General features: G+C 59.4%; 13 protein-coding genes. 7 read left to right on the top strand and 6 right to left on the bottom strand.

Features of this window, described 5'->3' with window-relative positions:
• Window positions 1–27: 27 nt before the first annotated feature.
• From ACQZ5F_RS05490 to hemN, 5 genes are all read right to left on the bottom strand, one after another.
• Window positions 28–1,311, bottom strand: a complete 1,284-nt coding sequence (locus ACQZ5F_RS05490) for a beta-ketoacyl-ACP synthase (RefSeq protein WP_225339808.1) — start codon at window positions 1,309–1,311, stop codon at window positions 28–30.
• A gap of 12 nt (window positions 1,312–1,323) precedes the next feature.
• Window positions 1,324–2,520 carry a beta-ketoacyl-ACP synthase gene (locus ACQZ5F_RS05485; RefSeq protein WP_046800076.1) on the bottom strand — a complete coding sequence of 399 codons (1,197 nt, stop codon included), beginning with the start codon at window positions 2,518–2,520 and terminating at the stop codon, window positions 1,324–1,326.
• Between the two features lie 209 nt (window positions 2,521–2,729).
• Window positions 2,730–3,209, bottom strand: coding sequence for a 3-hydroxyacyl-ACP dehydratase FabZ family protein (locus ACQZ5F_RS05480; protein ID WP_020810293.1), 480 nt, complete (start codon window positions 3,207–3,209; stop codon window positions 2,730–2,732).
• Window positions 3,210–3,300: 91 nt separating this feature from the next.
• Window positions 3,301–3,585 carry an acyl carrier protein gene (locus ACQZ5F_RS05475; protein WP_003495848.1) on the bottom strand — a complete coding sequence of 95 codons (285 nt, stop codon included), beginning with the start codon at window positions 3,583–3,585 and terminating at the stop codon, window positions 3,301–3,303.
• Window positions 3,586–3,699: 114 nt separating this feature from the next.
• On the bottom strand, window positions 3,700–5,049 hold the full coding sequence (hemN, locus tag ACQZ5F_RS05470; protein WP_225339807.1) for an oxygen-independent coproporphyrinogen III oxidase: 1,350 nt from the start codon (window positions 5,047–5,049) through the stop codon (window positions 3,700–3,702).
• Between the two features lie 213 nt (window positions 5,050–5,262).
• On the opposite strand from hemN, the gene fnrN reads away from it, so the two are divergent.
• Window positions 5,263–5,988 carry a transcriptional regulator FnrN gene (gene fnrN, locus ACQZ5F_RS05465; RefSeq protein ID WP_046800073.1) on the top strand — a complete coding sequence of 242 codons (726 nt, stop codon included), beginning with the start codon at window positions 5,263–5,265 and terminating at the stop codon, window positions 5,986–5,988.
• A gap of 576 nt (window positions 5,989–6,564) precedes the next feature.
• Here fnrN and ACQZ5F_RS05460 read toward each other — a convergent pair.
• On the bottom strand, window positions 6,565–6,990 hold the full coding sequence (locus tag ACQZ5F_RS05460) for a hypothetical protein (RefSeq protein WP_046800110.1): 426 nt from the start codon (window positions 6,988–6,990) through the stop codon (window positions 6,565–6,567).
• Window positions 6,991–7,129: 139 nt separating this feature from the next.
• Here ACQZ5F_RS05460 and ACQZ5F_RS05455 point away from each other — a divergent pair, with 139 nt between their 5' ends.
• From ACQZ5F_RS05455 to ACQZ5F_RS05430, 6 genes are all read left to right on the top strand, one after another.
• Window positions 7,130–8,989: a PHA/PHB synthase family protein gene (locus tag ACQZ5F_RS05455; RefSeq protein ID WP_225339806.1), complete on the top strand. Its 1,860-nt coding sequence runs from the start codon at window positions 7,130–7,132 to the stop codon at window positions 8,987–8,989.
• Between the two features lie 33 nt (window positions 8,990–9,022).
• Window positions 9,023–9,742 carry a DNA/RNA nuclease SfsA gene (gene sfsA, locus ACQZ5F_RS05450; protein WP_225339805.1) on the top strand — a complete coding sequence of 240 codons (720 nt, stop codon included), beginning with the start codon at window positions 9,023–9,025 and terminating at the stop codon, window positions 9,740–9,742.
• 31 nt (window positions 9,743–9,773) lie between these two features.
• Window positions 9,774–10,607 carry a type I methionyl aminopeptidase gene (gene map, locus ACQZ5F_RS05445; RefSeq protein WP_046800109.1) on the top strand — a complete coding sequence of 278 codons (834 nt, stop codon included), beginning with the start codon at window positions 9,774–9,776 and terminating at the stop codon, window positions 10,605–10,607.
• A gap of 13 nt (window positions 10,608–10,620) precedes the next feature.
• Window positions 10,621–11,457, top strand: a complete 837-nt coding sequence (gene radC / locus ACQZ5F_RS05440) for a RadC family protein (RefSeq protein WP_225339804.1) — start codon at window positions 10,621–10,623, stop codon at window positions 11,455–11,457.
• Between the two features lie 148 nt (window positions 11,458–11,605).
• Window positions 11,606–12,028, top strand: a complete 423-nt coding sequence (locus ACQZ5F_RS05435; protein WP_046800069.1) for a TadE/TadG family type IV pilus assembly protein — start codon at window positions 11,606–11,608, stop codon at window positions 12,026–12,028.
• A gap of 1 nt (window position 12,029) precedes the next feature.
• Complete coding sequence (locus ACQZ5F_RS05430; RefSeq protein WP_225339803.1) at window positions 12,030–13,769, top strand: TadG family pilus assembly protein; 1,740 nt, start codon at window positions 12,030–12,032, stop codon at window positions 13,767–13,769.
• Window positions 13,770–13,833 lie beyond the last annotated feature (64 nt).

Raw genomic sequence — 13,833 nt, 5'->3', positions numbered from 1 at the left:
AAACGCTCCTGTTGATGGCGAAACCGGTTAAGCCGGTTCCCGCGTCATGACAAGGCTTGCATTCTGTCCGCCAAACCCGAAGGAGTTGGAGAGAACCGCGCTCACCTGAGCATCCCGCTTCACATTCGGCACCACGTCGAGGGTGATGGTCGGATCGGGATTGTTGTAGTTGATCGTCGGCGGCAATGTGCCGGTCAGCATGGTCTGCAACGAGAACACCGCTTCCACGGCGCCGGCGGCCGTCAAGGTATGGCCGATCATCGACTTGTTGGACGACAGCGGAATACCCTTCAGGCCTTCGCCGAAGACGGCGAGCATGGAGCCATATTCCATCTTGTCGTTTTCCGGCGTCGAGGTGCCGTGGGCGTTGATGTAACCGATATCGCTTTCGGCCACGCCCGCATCGGCGAGTGCCGCGCGGATCGTCGCAATCGCCGGGCCGCCATCGGGCGAAGAGCGCGTGCGGTGGAAGCTGTCGGCCTTTTCACCGGCGCCCTTGATGATGCCGAGCACCTTTGCGCCGCGTGCGACGGCGGCTTCGAGCGATTCCAGCACCAGCGTTGCCGCACCTTCGGCAATCACGAAACCATCGCGATCCTTGCTGAACGGCTTGGAGGCCTTTTCCGGCGGATCGTTCTGGGTCGAAAGTGCAGACAGCAGCGAAAAGCGGATCAGTGCCTCGGCGCTGACCGAACCGTCGGTCGCAACCGTCAGCGCCCGTTCGGTGCGGCCCTGGCGGATCGCCTCGACGCCGAGCTGGATCGCAGTCGCGCCGGATGCACAGGCGGTGGAAAGCGTGACCGGCAGGCCGCGTGTGCCAAAGCGGTCGGAAAGACGCTCGGAAATCGCGCCGAAAAGTGCTGCTTCCTGGAAGGCCGGATCGGGGCGCTGGCGCAACGCCGTCATGAACCGCTCATAGGCGTCGCCCGGCTGGGCAGCCGGCGGCGAACGGTCGGCAAGCTCGAAACGGGCGCTCCATTCCGGCTCGATCGGCGGTGCTGCGAGAAACAGCGGCCCATCGAAATCACCCGATATACCGGCCTGCGCCAGAGCTTCGATGGTGGTTTCACGCGCGAAGGCATAGGAGCGCTCGACGGAGTTCGGAACCGGGATATCGATGAAATCCACCGTGCCGCTGATGCGGGTGGAAAGCCCCTCGGTCGGGAAACGGGTGATCTTGTGGATGCCCGACTTGCCAGATGTCAGCGCCGCCCAGTTATCGGTAAGCCCCTGCCCCAGCGACGTGATGATACCCATGCCGGTCACGGCGACGATCGGGCGACCGAGATGATCCTTGAAATTGGAAGTCATGGTCTATTCTCCTCAAACGTCGCGGGACAGAACGGCGACACCTTCGCCGCGCACATGGCCGACAGTGGTGACGACGGCTTCACTGGCCGCCTCGCCCATCTGCTTTTCCGCAGCCGCGTCGAAGGCAGGAACCTTCGCGCCGCTTTCAAGCGTCAGCGCCGCCAGAGCCAGTCCGAGCGGAAACTGCGCTTCAAGTCCATGGCCGGTGATACCGCCAAAACCGCGAATGACGGCCTGCGGCAGCGCTTTTTCGAGAATATCCTTCTCGCGCCGGGTCACCTCGTCATAACCGCTCGCACCGGAGAATACGACGGTCGCGGCGCTGTCCTTTGCAGGCGCAAGCAGCCGCTCCATACGCTTTTCCATGCGGCCGTCATCGCGGCTGCCACGATCGCCCTCGATGGCGTCGATGCGGGCATAGATACGTGCGCCGCGCTCGCTGGCGTGCTTGCGCGATTCCAGCACGAGGAATGCGCCGAGCGAACCGGAAATCATGCCACCGCCGTCCTGATCGCCACGCGACCACAGCGGCTGCCAGCCGCCCTGCGCATGCGCGCCGATCGCCTCGAACAGCAGGATCATGTCGGGACGTTCGGCCGAAAAGGCACCGCCAACCAGCGCATGGCTCGATTCGCCGGAACGAATGCGGTGAAACGCGGTTTCTACGGCGGAGATACCTGCCGCTTCCTCGCCCATGAAGGTGCGGGACGAACCGGTGACCTTGTGCACGATGGAGATGTTGCCGGCCATCAGATTGGAAAGCTGGGCGAGAAACAGCGTCGGGCGCAGCTCCGTGGTCAGCTTCTCGTTGAGCAGCTTTTCGCGGTCGTTGCGCTTCAGCGCTTCATCGACGATCAGCGTATCGACATTGATGTCGCGCTCACCGCCGCCGGCGGCCACGATCATGTCCATGGTGGCGCAGGCTTCGGCATTTTCCTTCAGCCCGGCATCATCGAGCGCCAAACCGGCGGCGAACACGCCGAGGCGCTGCCAGTTTTCCATCTGGCGTTGGTCGCCGCGCTTGGCAATCTGCGCGGACCAGTCAATTTCCGGCATGGGATGAACCGGATAGGGTTTGAATTTTTCGGTCTCGACAATCGTCGCCGGCGCGGCTGCTCCCGAAAGAAGCGCAACATGCGCCTGGCTGCCGACGCCGTGACAGGTCACGATGCCGACCCCTGTTATCACCACATCATTGTCAGATTTCATCGTCTGTCATCCTTTGCAGCCGGCCCCATCGGAATGGTCACGGCTATCCAACAGCGGTCGCAAACGACCGCTCCATGCGTTGCGGAATAAAGCGCGCGGTGCGGATTGGCAATGGTGAAGGCCCGTTCGGCCATCGCCAGCCCACGATTTTCATGCATCGAAACCGGGCCGACGGAAAAAACGCCCTCTTTCGAAACGGGCGGAAGCGCTTATTTCTGCGCATCCGCGGCAATGGCCGCCATCAGGCCGACTTCTTCGGCCCGCTTCTTCACGATGGGACCGAGAGGGATTTCGCTGAAGGGCATGGTGCGCAGTTTCAGCTGCGCGTCGCAGACCTTCTTGCCATCGCTGGTAATCTTCGCCTTGGTAACCGCAAAGCCAGAACCGTCATGCTCCAGCACGGCCTCGATGTCGAGAACAGCGCCCGGCTCAACGAAGGTGCGCATCTTGGCGCCATCGACCGACATCAGGAACGGCATGGATGCAAAATCGCTGAATGCCAGAACCAGCATGCCGGAGGCCTGCGCCATGGTCTCGATCAGAAGCACACCCGGAACCAGCGGCATGCCGGGAAAGTGGCCTTCGAAAACCGGGCTTTTGTCGGGAACGACGGACTGCGCCTTCAATGTGCGCGTCGTCATATCCACGGCCTCGACCTTGTCGATCATCTGAAAATATTCAAGCAACATCCGTCCGGCCCGTCTCTGGTCGGTTGCGACCCGCCCAATGAAAGGCCGGGTCCAGAAAGAGAAATGCCCGCTTGACGCGGGCATCATCATCTCAGCCCTTGGCTGCGCGCAATTCGTCGATCTTGGCGCAGAGGTTCTTCAGCACGAAGTATTCTTCGGTGGAAACCTTGCCTTCGTTGACTTCCTGCGTCCACTGCTCGAGCGGAATCTTGATGCCGAATTCCTTGTCGATGGCGAAAACGATATCCAGAAAGTCGAGGCTGTCGATGCCCAGATCGTCGATCGTGTGGCTTTCCGGCGTAATGGTTTCGCGGTCGATTTCGCTGGTTTCGGCGATAATGTCGGCAACCTTGTCGAATGTAGCTGTCACGCCCATAATCCTTATTGTCGTTCGTATGAATTATCCTGTCTGACGCACCACATAGGCAAGTCACACAAAAAAGCCAATGGTTTCGTGACGTAACTTTGAAATTTGCCGCAAAACTGTTGCCTAAACAGCAACCGAATGGCGGCCGCGTCCATTGCCGAGATAAGTGTCGAAGATTGCCGCGATATTACGCACGAAGGGCCTGCCCACCTCGGTAAGCGTAAAAATATCGGCATCCATACGCACCACGCCATCGCTGTTGCCGGCGGCAAAATGCTGTGCCTGCGTCCGCACGGCATGGCTGGCCTTGCCGAAACGCTGATCTAGATCGGCGAAATCGAGCGCGAAATCGCACATCAGCCGCTCGATGACATGCGAGCGCAGATGGTCCTCTTCCGATAATTCTATTCCCTTGACGATGGCAAGGCCGCCCTCGCCCGTCATCCGCTGATATTCCCCGGTCGCCACCATGTTCTGCACATAACCCTGCGGCAGCCGGCCGATCGAAGAAGCGCCAAGCCCGATCAGCGCATCGGCCGTATCAGTGGTATAGCCCTGGAAATTCCGCCGCAACGCACCCGCTTCGGCCGCCTGGCACAAGGTATCGGCTGGCTTGGCGAAATGGTCGATGCCGATCGCTTTGTAACCCGCCTGTTGCAACATCTCACCCGCCATCGTCATCTGGCGATACCGCTCGGCAATATCCGGAAGCGCGTGTTCTGGGATCAACGACTGGTGTTTTTTCATCCACGGAACATGGGCATAACCGAAAAGCGCCACCCGATCCGGATCGAGCGAGACGATCTGATCCACTGTCTTCTTCAGCGTCTCGCAGGTCTGGAACGGCAGACCGTAGAGAATGTCGCAATTGACGGAGTGAACACCCCTCGCCCGCACCGCATCGACAACGGATTTTGTCTGTTCGAAAGACTGAATACGGTTGATGGTTTTTTGCACTTTGTCATCGAAATCCTGTACGCCGAGGCTTGCCCGCGACATGCCGACGGCGGCAAGCGCGTCGTAACGGCTGTCATCCAGATCGTTGGGGTCCATTTCCACACTGATTTCAGGCGCCAGCCCAAAGGTGAAATGGCGCCGCAGACAGTCCATCAGGCTCACCATGTCCTCAGGCTTCAGCATGGTGGGAGAACCACCGCCGAAATGCACGGCACTCACCACTGCGTCAGGTGAAACGAGCGCGCCGACCGCGGCAATTTCCTGCTTAAGTGCTTCCAGATAAACGGCAATCGGCTCGTATTTCAGCGTGTGCTTGGTGTGACAGGCACAGAACCAGCACAACCGGTCGCAATAGGGAATATGCAGGTAAAGCGATATCCGGTTCCGGTGGTTGAGCTCGCCCAGCCATTGCCGGTAGGTCGCATTATCGATTCTCTCGTGGAAATGCGGCGCGGTCGGATAGCTCGTGTAACGGGGTACGGCGCCAGAATATTTGCGAAGAAGTTCGGTATTCATCACCGGTTTTGCCTTTTATCAAGAAAATGTCGATTTCCTCTCTTTCAGTAACGGCTGCGACAGTTTGCAACTTTGACTTCAATCAAATTGCGCCTTAAGTTCTTCCTAAAGTAGACGCTGGGGCGACGGCTACGCGGCGCAAGCCTTTAAAGAGACCGTATTTGATACCCACGGTCGCAATCGTCCCGAAAAAGCCAGCATTGGAAAAGGCTTATGGACACGCTGCAGAAGACCATCCACAATTCGGAAGAGCCCGTTGTCTGTCGCTCCTGCGAGGCGCGCCACGGCGGTCTTTGCAGCACGCTGACCCCGCAGCAGCTCTGCGATCTCAACCGTTATTCCAGCCGCAAAAAGCTGGAGGCCGGCAATGAGCTGCTCGGCCAGGGGGAGCTTGTCACATCCTATGGCAACATCCTCAATGGCGTGGTGAAGCTTTCGAAAATGATGTCGGATGGCCGCCAGCAGATCGTCGGCCTGCAATTCGCACCGGATTTTCTCGGCCGCCCGTTCATGGCGGAAAGCAAGATGACGGCGGAAGCGGCAACGGATGTCGAAATCTGCCTTTTCCCACGCCGCATCGTCGACCGCATGGTCTCGGAAGTGCCTGATATGGAGCGCAAGCTGCATAACCAGTCCCTGAAGGAACTGGATGAGGCGCGCGACTGGATGCTGACGCTTGGCCGTAAATCGGCGCAGGAGAAGGTTGCCAGCTTCCTTTATATGATCGCCACCCACATCGACCCGGAAAACGACGATAAATCGGCTTTCGACCTGCCGCTCTCACGCGCCGACATCGCCGATTTTCTCGGCCTCACCATCGAAACGGTGAGCCGGCAAATGACCAAGCTGCGCAAGGAAGGCATTATCCGCATCGAGAACAACCGCCATATCACGGTGCCCGATCTCGACATTCTGAACGAAGCTGCCGGCAACGACTGACCGGCATTCGCCATTTTTCATCGACCCTGAAGCGCGGGCGTTCCAATATTGACGTGCGGCGCCCGCGCCTGAGCGGGGGCGAGCGCAAAACCGGCAAGAACCAGCAAAGCGGCGATGCATTTCATGATATTTCACCCTGTATGCCGCTTTTTCAGCGGCCTGTTTGTTATGGCTGCATCATAAGCGCCAAACAGCATCCATCCGCTTAAAATCTTCGGTAAGCGGATGGTTCAAAGGCAGGGTAAACATGGGGTTATGATTTCGCGCCGGCCTGACCCATGAGCCGTAAGTGCCACCATCCCCAGGCTCGGCATCGCCACTTGTTTCTTCTCCCCGCCGGGGAGAAGGTGGCCCGAAGGGTCGGATGAGGGGGCAACGTTGCCGGATTTCGGAGAGCTCGCCCCCTCATCCCGCTGCCGCGGACTTCTCCCCGGCGGGGAGAAGAAACACGCGGCATGCGCTCGCTCCATCTCAAGCCTCATGGCGCATATGGGCCAGCTTGGTTTCAGGGCGTGTTTCGTCACTCAAGGATGTTGGCGTGGGTTCGTTATATCGCGCATAACGCGCGTGATAATCTCACTGCGAAGCAGCAGGCGTCGCAACCGGCTTCTGGTTTTCGCCGAGCGCCCGCAGTTCCGCAACCCGGCGTTTGTATTCGGCTTCCGAAATCTGGCCGTTGCGGCGTGCCGCACCAAGGCGCGAGAGGCTCGTTTCCATGGTGGAGGCCTCATCGTCACCCATCTGGGTACCGGCCGCCGTCATGGGCGCCGAGAAGGTCGGATAGGTGCCCGTGTCGCGCTTCTGGCTCACCGCATTGTCGCTAACGGGGCGCGGGCCGACAATTTCTGCCGTCGGGCGGCGCATGTGGGCAGGTGCCACGATCGGTTCGGGAGCCTTGCAGGCCGCGAGCCCGGTAACAATCAGGACGCCGGACAGGGAAAGCACAGCGATTCTCGCAGTGTTTTCCGCATATGTTCCCCATGTGCCCATCTGCTTGCCCATCGTCGTGTTCCGCCTGTAAGGATATCTGCCGATATCGAATTCGACTGCGGTTCGGCCCTTTGCTGCCTCCCCTTGCTGGTGGAACTTGTATTCGTTTTCATGCAGAATGTGCAAACACAAATTTGGCGGAGGATAGCGCATGGCGGGTGTTGACGGCGGGCAGAAGCAAAAGGGCGGCAAAACGCCCGGTTTCGACGCCGGATCCGCCGAAGCCTACCTGATCCGCGACCCTGAAGCCTTCGCGATCAACATCGCCCGCGCGCTTGAAAATCTCGGCAAGGCCGCTTCCGAATGGCTTGCGCCGCGTGAACGCGGCGAAATCCCTGAAAACAGCGCCGATCCCATGACCGACCTCGTCAAGACGCTGTCCGATGTCGCGGAATATTGGATGGCCGAGCCGCAACGTTCACTGGAAGCGCAGACCCATCTTCTCTCCAGCTATTACGACCTGTGGACAAAATCGGTGGCGCAATTTTCCGAATCTGCCGATTCGGCCTCGGAAAAACCCACTGAGACCGGCCCCGCGCAGCGCCGCAACCGGCGTTTTGCGGATGCCGACTGGCAAGCCAATCCGTTTTTCGATTTTCTCCTGAAAGCCTATCAAACCACCGTGGGCTTCGCCGACCGGATGGTGACGGAAGCCGAGGGGCTGGACGAACATACACGCACCAAGGCGCTGTTCTACATGCGGCAGGTAACCGAGGCGCTCTCGCCGGCCAATTTCGTCTTCACCAATCCGCAGGTCTTCCGTGAAACGGTCGCCTCCAGCGGCGCCAATCTCGTCAAGGGCATGGCACAGCTGGCGGAGGATGTCGCAGCAGGCAATGGCCACCTGAAACTGCGCCAGACCGATTACAGCAAATTCGTCATCGGCCAGAATATCGCGGTAACGTCGGGCAAGGTGGTGGCCAAAAGCCCGCTCTGCGAGATCATCCATTATGCGCCGACAACACAGAAGGCCTTCAAACGGCCGCTGCTGATCGTGCCGCCATGGATCAACAAATTCTACATTCTCGATCTCAACCCGCAGAAATCCTTCGTTAAATGGTGCCTCGATCAAGGACACAGCGTGTTCATGGTCTCCTGGATCAACCCGGATGCCCGCCTCGCCGACAAGAGCTGGGACGATTACATCCGCGAAGGTATTGAATTCGCCCTCGACACCATCGAGGAAAGAACCGGCGAGAGGCAAATCAACGCCATCGGCTATTGCGTCGGCGGCACGCTTTTATCCTCGGCACTGGCACTGCATGCGCAGCAGGGTGATGAGCGTATCCGCAGCGCCACGCTGCTCGCCGCCCAGACAGATTTCATCCATGCCGGCGATCTCAAGGTCTTCATCGATGAGGGCCAGCTTGCCGCACTCGACAGGCACATGCAGGCGGTCGGTTATCTCGATGGCTCGATCATGGCCACTGTCTTCAACATGCTGCGGGCTTCCGATCTTATCTGGCCCTATATGGTCGATAATTACCTGCGCGGCACCGAACCCCTGCCCTTCGATCTGCTCTACTGGAATTCCGATTCGACCCGGGTGACGGCCGCCAGCCATTCCTTCTATCTGCGCAATTGTTACCTCGAGAACAATCTCGCCCGCGGGCTGATGCGTGTTGCCGACAAGCGGATCAATCTCGGCGACATCAAGATACCGATCTATGACCTCGCCACCCGCGACGACCATATCGCGCCGGCGAAATCGGTGTTCACGGGTGCTGCGCTGTTCGGCGGACCGGTGGAATTCGTGCTGGGCGCTTCCGGTCACATTGCCGGCGTCGTCAATCCGCCGCAGCTTGAAAAATACCAATATTGGACAGGGCCGTCACCGGCCGGAGACTTCGATGCCTGGCAGGCCGCCGCCACCGCCCATAAGGGTTCCTGGTGGGTGCACTGGCAGAACTGGATCGAAAGCCAGAATGGCGAGAGGGTGAAGGCGCGAAAGCCGGAAGACGGCAAGCGTGCCGTGCTCGGCGACGCGCCGGGAACCTACGTCCTTTCCTGACCCAATTCCATCACCGAACATCTTTCAGGCCACATGCTCTTCACACCCCCGCTCGTTCCCGCCACGCTGATTTCCCGCTACAAGCGCTTCCTCTTCGATGCCGTTCTGGAGGACGGCACGGCGATTACCGGTTCCTGCCCCAATACCGGCTCCATGCGCGGGCTGACGACACCGGGCTCCCGTATCTGGCTTTCCGAACATGACAGCCCGACCCGCAAGTACCGGCACATGTTTGAAATGGTCGAGGCAGATGGCACCGTGGTCGGCATCAATACCGGCATGCCGAACCGGCTGGCGGAAGAGGCAATCGTGAACGGCCGTATCCCTGAGCTTGGCGGCTATTCGACGATCCGGCGCGAACAGAAATACGGCCGCAATTCCCGCATCGATTTCCTGCTCACCGAACCCGGCCGGCCGGATGCCTATGTTGAAGTGAAGAACGTGCATTTCATGCGCGAAAGGGGTTTGGCCGAATTCCCCGATACCGCCACCAAGCGCGGCACCAAGCACCTGGAGGAGCTGGGTGACGCAGCGGAAGCCGGTTACCGTTCGGTGATGCTCTATCTCATCCAGCGCGACGATTGTGACCGGATGCGCATCTGCGACGATCTTGATCCGGTCTATGCGCTGGCGTTTCAGCAGGCGATGGCACGTGGTGTCGAGGCCTATGCGGTAAAATGCGCGGTCTCCCCGGCACAAATTTCGGTCAGCGGAACGGTTAAGATGGACGAATGGCGTCCGGCTGTTTTATGAACAGGGACGTAAAGAGACAGAAAGCACTATGATGGTCACCTATATCGACGCAGCCTCCGCTCCCCTCAAGAATACCGGCGTCATCCGCCTCTATACCCCTGAGGACTTCGACGGTATGCGCAAGGCGTGCCAGCTGACGGCGCGCTGCCTCGACGAACTGGCGGCGATCGTCAAGCCCGGCGTGACGACGGACGCCATCGACCGTTTCGTCTTCGAGTTCGGCGCCGACCATGGCGCACTGCCGGCGACGCTGAATTATCGCGGTTATACCAAATCCGTCTGCACCTCGATCAACCATGTGGTCTGCCACGGCATTCCGGATGAAAAGCCGCTGCGCGACGGCGATATCGTCAATATTGACGTGACCTATGTGCTTGACGGTTGGCATGGCGATTCGAGCCGCATGTATCCGGTCGGCCAGATCAAGCGCGCCGCCGAGCGACTGATGGAAGTGACCTATGAATGCCTGATGCGCGGCATCGCGGCGGTCAAGCCCGGTGCGCGCACCGGTGCAATCGGCGCGGCGATCCAGGCCTATGCGGAAGCAGAGCGCTGCTCGGTGGTGCGTGATTTCTGCGGCCATGGCGTCGGACGCCTGTTCCACGACACGCCGAACATCCTGCATTACGGCCAGCCGGAGGAAGGGCCGGAAATCCGCGAGGGCATGATCTTCACCATCGAGCCGATGATCAATCTCGGCAAACCGCATGTAAAGGTGCTGTCGGATGGCTGGACCGCGGTGACGCGTGACCGTTCTCTCTCAGCGCAATATGAACATGCCGTCGGCGTCACGGCCACAGGCTGCGAAATCTTTACGCTGTCACCGGGCGGCTTTGATCGCCCGGGCCTGCCGCCACTCGCATAAGGCCAGACCGCCTATGGCAAAACGCCCTGCCCCGCCTCCCGCCGATCTTTCCCCGACGTCAGGCTTTGAGGCGGGCGAAGGCGACCTGTTCGACGCGGCGGATGAGCGCGGCTTTTTTGCCGAACCGCGAAGTGCTCCGAAAAAACCCACCGTCACCATTGCCGAACAGGAAGCGGAGACCGCGCACTATCACGGTCACCGGGACCGGCTGCGGACGCGTTATCGTGATGGCGGCGACGCCGCACTTGCCGACTACGAATTGCTGGAACTCCTGCTGTTCCGGCTGATCCCGAGGCGCGATACCAAACCCATCGCAAAGGCGCTGATTGCCCGCTTCGGAACCCTTGGCGGCGTGCTTGGCGCACCCTTGCCGCTGCTGCAGGAGGTGAAAGGCGTCGGCGAGGCCGTGGCTCTCGATCTGAAGCTGGTCGCTTCGGTTTCCCAGCGCATGCTGAAAAGCGAAATCCGCAACAAGCAGGTTCTCGGCTCCTGGTCATCGGTCATTGATTATTGTCATGCCGCCATGGCCCATGAAACGCGCGAACAATTCCGCATCCTGTTCCTCGACAAGCGCAATGTCCTGATCGCCGACGAGGTGCAGGGTCAGGGAACCGTGGACCACACGCCGGTCTACCCGCGCGAAGTGGTGCGCCGCGCCCTTGAACTATCATCTACTGCGCTGATTTTAATCCACAATCACCCTAGTGGAGACCCCACCCCCTCGCGGGCGGATATCGAGATGACCAAAACCATTATCGATACTGCAAAGCCGCTCGGCATTGCTGTCCACGACCACATCATCATCGGCAAGGATGGCCACGCCAGCTTCAAAGGGCTTCGGCTTATTTGAAAATCAACTGGTACTGACGCGAAGTTTTTAATGCGCCTGCAACCCATAAGGGCGGCATCAACAAAAAATTAATACCTATAAATTAGCATTTCCGAAAATAATAAAACAAGGCATCGAACCTTGGTGCCTTAAGAAACGGGGGTGCTTTATGCGTAATGCAGTGCGTTTCCTTCGCGATAGGTCCGGCTCGAACGCTGTCGAGTTCGCCATCGTCGCGCCGATCTTCTTTCTCGTCCTTCTGACCATGATCGCCTACGGCATCTACCTGATGGCGGCCTATTCGGTGCAGCAGATCGCCGCCGATGCGGCGAGAACGGCGGTTGCCGGCCTGAATACGACCGAGCGCCAGCAGCTTGCCCGGGATTTCGTCACCAAAAGCGATCTCAGTTACGCCTTCATGGACAAGAACCGTTTCACCGTCGATGTCGCCACCGATCCCGCCAATGCCAACCAGTTCACGGTCAAGGTCGAATACGACGCCAGCGATCTGCCGATCTGGAGCCTCTACAGCTACACCATGCCAGAGCCGGTCATCCGGCGTTTTTCCACCATCCGGATCGGAGGAGCATGACATGCGGACTATCCCTTCCCTGCTCCCCGCTTTCCTGAAGGATCGGGCCGGCAACATCGCCATCTCGGCCGGGCTGACCGCGCCGCTTTTCATCGGCGTCCTGGCGCTTGGCGTCGATTACGGTTATCTGACCCTGCAGAAACGCCAGTTGCAGCAGACCGCCGATCTCGCAGCCATATCGGCGGCGGCAAATGCCGCCGACCCGGAAAAGGCGGTCCAGCAATATTTCGCCCTCAACGGCATGGATCTCGGCGTAAAGACGCCGCAGGGCCTGCTCACTTCTAACGGTCTTCAACCCTTCGATCCCGCAAACGAGTTTGCAGGCAGCAAGGGTTACGCCGAGGTCATCAAGGGCCATTATGAGCCGGATGCAACCATCCCTGTCGGCGCGCGGTTCGTCGACAACGCCCTGCCCACCAACGCGGTGAAAGTGAACATCGTCGAAAAGGGCCAGATATTCTTCGCCGCCGCCTTCACCACGCCGCCCAAGGTTTCTGCGGTCGGAACGGCCTCATCCCAGAAGATCGCGGCGTTTTCGGTGGGATCGCGACTGGCAAGTCTCGATGAAGGCATTTTGAACAGCCTGCTCGGCGGCCTGCTCGGCACCACGGTTTCGCTCAAACTCATGGATTACCAGGGTCTGGTTGCCGCCGATGTCAACGCACTGCATGTCGTCGAGGCGCTCGCCATCGATCTCAAGCTCACCGCCGGCACCTACAAGGATGTGTTGAAGACGGAAATCACCTACGGTCAGTTCCTCAATGCGCTGACCAAAACCACCGGCCTGCAGCCAGCTGTCGCCAACATTCTGAAGACACTGGAAAAAACCGCCAACAAGAGCAACATCAAGCTCAAGCTTGAGGAAATCCTCAATCTCGGACCATTCTCGGACAAGCTGATCGGTAGCGGTGAAAACCTCAAGGTCACCGCCGGCGTCTTCGATCTCCTCAATGCCGCAGCCGTTGCCGGCAATGGCGGCAATCAGCTGGCGCTCAATCTCAACGCCAATGTTCTCGGTCTCGCCTCCGTCAAGGCAACGCTTGCCATCGGTGAACCGCCGGTCGAAACCCCGTCGCTCGCCGTTGGTGGTCAGGGCACCATCGTCCGCACCGCACAGACCCGGCTGGCGGTCAATGTCGTGGTGGACGGGCTTCAGGCCATTGCCGGCCTCAAGGTCAATATCCCGCTTTATGTGGAAGTCGCCCATGCCGAAGCGCGGCTTGCCGATATTCGCTGCACGGGTGGCGGACAGGGAACGGTCGATGTAGAGGTTGTTCCCGGCGTTGCGGAAATCGCGCTCGGCAATGTCGATACCTCAGCTTTTGCCAATTTCGGCAAGGACCCGCGTGTCACCAAGGCTGCGATCGTCGATTCAGCGCTGCTGGCCATCAATGGCAGCGCCCTCATCAATGCCACCAACATGACGAAGACCAAGCTGACCTTCACGCAGTCGGATATCACCCAGGCAAAGATCAAGAGCGTTTCCACCAAGGACACCGTCACCACCCTTGTCAGTTCGCTGTTGAAGAACCTCAATCTGGATATAAGGCTGCTCTTTCTCAACCTTGATCTGGGAGGCCTGGCGGGTATTCAGGCAGCGCTTGCCAACACGCTTGCGGTGGTTACCGCTCCGGTCGATCAGCTGCTCTACAACGTGCTTCTGGTTCTCGGCGTCAAGATCGGCGAAGCCGATGTGCGCGTCACCGATGTGCGCTGCCAGCAGCCGGCGCTGGTGCAATAGCCCCGAAGATAGACAAAAAAAAGCCGCCGGGAATGTCCCGGCGGCTTTTGTTTGATCAGTCTTT

It is taken from the genome of Agrobacterium sp. 22-210-1 (assembly GCF_053522525.1).
Note: the sequence above shows the minus strand (reverse complement) of the source record. Positions and strands in the feature narration are given on the sequence as shown.

Excerpts from the sequence above, each read along its gene's own strand:
- ACQZ5F_RS05490 (WP_225339808.1), bottom strand. The coding sequence starts at position 1,311 with ATGACTTCCAATTTCAAGGATCATCTCGGTCGCCCGATCGTCGCCGTG.
- ACQZ5F_RS05485 (WP_046800076.1), bottom strand. The coding sequence starts at position 2,520 with ATGAAATCTGACAATGATGTGGTGATAACAGGGGTCGGCATCGTGACC.
- ACQZ5F_RS05480 (WP_020810293.1), bottom strand. The coding sequence starts at position 3,209 with ATGTTGCTTGAATATTTTCAGATGATCGACAAGGTCGAGGCCGTGGAT.
- ACQZ5F_RS05475 (WP_003495848.1), bottom strand. The coding sequence starts at position 3,585 with ATGGGCGTGACAGCTACATTCGACAAGGTTGCCGACATTATCGCCGAA.
- hemN (WP_225339807.1), bottom strand. The coding sequence starts at position 5,049 with ATGAATACCGAACTTCTTCGCAAATATTCTGGCGCCGTACCCCGTTAC.
- fnrN (WP_046800073.1), top strand. The coding sequence starts at position 5,263 with ATGGACACGCTGCAGAAGACCATCCACAATTCGGAAGAGCCCGTTGTC.
- ACQZ5F_RS05460 (WP_046800110.1), bottom strand. The coding sequence starts at position 6,990 with ATGGGCAAGCAGATGGGCACATGGGGAACATATGCGGAAAACACTGCG.
- ACQZ5F_RS05455 (WP_225339806.1), top strand. The coding sequence starts at position 7,130 with ATGGCGGGTGTTGACGGCGGGCAGAAGCAAAAGGGCGGCAAAACGCCC.
- sfsA (WP_225339805.1), top strand. The coding sequence starts at position 9,023 with ATGCTCTTCACACCCCCGCTCGTTCCCGCCACGCTGATTTCCCGCTAC.
- map (WP_046800109.1), top strand. The coding sequence starts at position 9,774 with ATGGTCACCTATATCGACGCAGCCTCCGCTCCCCTCAAGAATACCGGC.
- radC (WP_225339804.1), top strand. The coding sequence starts at position 10,621 with ATGGCAAAACGCCCTGCCCCGCCTCCCGCCGATCTTTCCCCGACGTCA.
- ACQZ5F_RS05435 (WP_046800069.1), top strand. The coding sequence starts at position 11,606 with ATGCGTAATGCAGTGCGTTTCCTTCGCGATAGGTCCGGCTCGAACGCT.
- ACQZ5F_RS05430 (WP_225339803.1), top strand. The coding sequence starts at position 12,030 with ATGCGGACTATCCCTTCCCTGCTCCCCGCTTTCCTGAAGGATCGGGCC.